Source organism: Geminicoccus flavidas, assembly GCF_009806515.1.
Classification (GTDB): domain Bacteria; phylum Pseudomonadota; class Alphaproteobacteria; order Geminicoccales; family Geminicoccaceae; genus Geminicoccus; species Geminicoccus flavidus.
Window position 1 is genome coordinate 1 of record NZ_WUJP01000890.1, and the last position, 2,325, is coordinate 2,325.

At 70.5% G+C, this 2,325-nt stretch carries 3 protein-coding genes; 2 read left to right on the forward strand and 1 reads right to left on the reverse strand.

Annotated elements, in window-relative coordinates; genetic code table 11:
• On the forward strand, window positions 1–496 hold a 496-nt coding region (locus EQG76_RS25465), incomplete at its 5' end, for a GAF domain-containing protein (protein WP_159717511.1).
• Here EQG76_RS25465 and EQG76_RS25470 read toward each other — a convergent pair.
• Window positions 473–1,327: an alpha/beta fold hydrolase gene (locus EQG76_RS25470; protein ID WP_200841114.1), complete on the reverse strand. Its 855-nt coding sequence runs from the start codon at window positions 1,325–1,327 to the stop codon at window positions 473–475. The genes EQG76_RS25465 and EQG76_RS25470 overlap by 24 nt on opposite strands.
• A gap of 363 nt (window positions 1,328–1,690) precedes the next feature.
• Here EQG76_RS25470 and EQG76_RS25475 point away from each other — a divergent pair.
• The coding region (locus EQG76_RS25475) for an MASE4 domain-containing protein (protein WP_200841115.1) at window positions 1,691–2,325 on the forward strand (635 nt) is incomplete at its 3' end.

A 2,325-nucleotide genomic window follows, 5' to 3' on the forward strand; every position in this document is an offset into this window, starting at 1 on the left:
GGTGACCTGGCTAGCCGCCCAGACGCTCGACGCGCCGGTCTCGCTGCTCACGCTGCTCACGCCCACGCGGCAGTGGTTCAAGTCGCGCTTCGGGCTGGACCTGCCGGAAACGCCGCGGAGCTGGGCGTTCTGCAACTACACGATCCTGCAAAGAGGCGTCTTCTCGGTCGAGGACCTGGCGGGCGATCCGCGCTTTGCCGACAATCCGGCCGTGGCGGGCGAGCCGGGCTTCCGCTTCTATGCCGGCGCCCCGGTTCTCGACGGTGCCGGCTTTGCCGTGGGCTCGCTGTGCGTCATCGACTGCCGGCCCCGGGTGCTGCAGGAGCGCGAGGCGCAGACCCTGCTGGCGCTGGCCGGCCTGGCCTCCGCCGAAATCCGCCTGCGCGCGACTGAGCGGCAGTTACGCGAGGCGCTCCGGCGGGCAGAGCGGCCAGCCCCGGCCCGGGGCGGCGCTGCCGCCGCAGGTTCGCGGTCACCAGCTGGTGCCGACCCCTGACCCAGGCAGGGCGGCGGCTTCGGGCGGCATGCTCCAGCCCAGCCGGTCCAAAAAGCGCAGCAGCACGGCATCGACCACCTCCGGCTGTTCGAGCGTGGCGGTATGCCCGCAGTCCGGGATCGTGACCAGGTCGGTCTGGAGAATCATCGCCATCGCGCGGCTCTCCTCCGGCGGCCGCGCACGATCACCCTCGCCGGTGACCACCAGCGTGGGGGCCTTGATCTTCGGCAGCAGGCCCAGCGCGTCCGTGCGGTCGAAGATCACCCGCCCCAGCGGCACGATCGAGCGGCGCAGCGTGTCGGCATCGAAGCCATGGATCTGCTGGCGCAGCCGGTACGGCAGGGTCGGCGCACGCTTTTCGACATCCGCGGCGAAGAACAGAGGGGTGATCGCTGCGACCAGTTCCTCGCTTACCCGGCCGGCGGCCTCGATCTGGTCGAGCATCGCCGTGTAGGTCAGCCGCTTGGCCGCAGGCTCCTCGCCCAGATAGCTGTTCATCAGCACCAGCCCGGCGACCCGTTCCGGCGCACACGCGGCGAGATGCGCGCCCCACATGCCGCCGACCGACGACCCGATGACGACGCAGCGCTCGATCTCGAGCCGGTCCAGCAGTTCGACCATGTGGCGGGCCAGATCGGACAGCGTGCGCGTGCCGTGGGGCAGCGGCCCCGACCGGCCATGCCCCCACAGCTCTGGCACGATGACCCGGCAGCAGGACGACAGGGCGCGCAGTTGCGGCTGCCACATCCGCCAGTTCCACAAGAAGCCGTGGCCGAGCAGGACGGGCAGGCCGTGCCCCGCCTCGACGACCGACAGGATGCTGCCTGCCATCGCCATTTCCTGCCGCGAGTTCCGCTTGTCGTCGCCGTGCATCCTGCTCTCCGTTCCACCATCAAGACGGCGGCACAGCTATCCGGGCGACGGTTTCGGATGCGCTTCAGACCGGGCGTGATCGCGTTGCAGATGTAACCTGCGCCGGGCCTGGGGCAGGTTGCGGACCGACCAGGCGGATCGCCCGGGTCGGAAACGACGGCGGAAGCGGCACCCGTTTGCGCTCCTGCCGGCGAGCCGGTCATGATGCGCCGCTCGCTATTCCCTTGAGCCGGAATGGGTGTGGTGGTGATGTCGGCCCGGCCGCCGGCACCGACGTCCGTCTCCGACCCGCACATGACGAGGCAGGCGCGCGGAGGTTGCGTGAATCCATACGAAGCAGCGTCTGCCCGCCTCTCGCCGCTGGCGTCACCGCCGACCCGGCACCAGCTTCGGCTGGCGGCCGGCGTGGCCGCGCTGCTGATCCTGGCCCTGGTCGCGACGGCGCCCTACGCGCGCCAGCCGACGGAGGGGACGGAGGCGCTGCTGCCGGCCTATGCGGCGGCGGTCTTCGTCATCGAGCTGCTCACCGCCGCACTGCTCATGGCCCTGTTCCATGTGCAGCGTTCCCGGGCGCTGCTGCTGCTCGCGGTCGGCTATCTCTTCTCGGCCGTGATGGTGGTGCCGTGGGCGCTGACCTTTCCCGGCGTGTTCGATGCCCTCATGGGCGACGGCGGCATGCAGAGCACGGCGGCGATCGCGGTGATCCGGCGTCTGAGCTTCCCCCTGTTCGTCATCGCCTACACCGTGCTGGCCGATCGCGAGTTCCCGACGGCCTTCGCGCACCGGGCCATCCTGTTCAGCATCGCCGGGGTCCTGATAATCGTGGCCCTGGCGGCCTGGCTGATCGTCGCGCAGGACGACGCGCTGCCCAGGCTCATGATCGACACCCGCAATGTCAGCGGGCTGTGGCGCTTCGTTCCGGCCGCGGCGATCCTGCTCTATGGCGTGGGCCTGAT

Coding starts and splice junctions, on each gene's coding strand:
- EQG76_RS25470 (WP_200841114.1), bottom strand. CDS start 1,327: ATGGCAGGCAGCATCCTGTCGGTCGTCGAGGCGGGGCACGGCCTGCCC.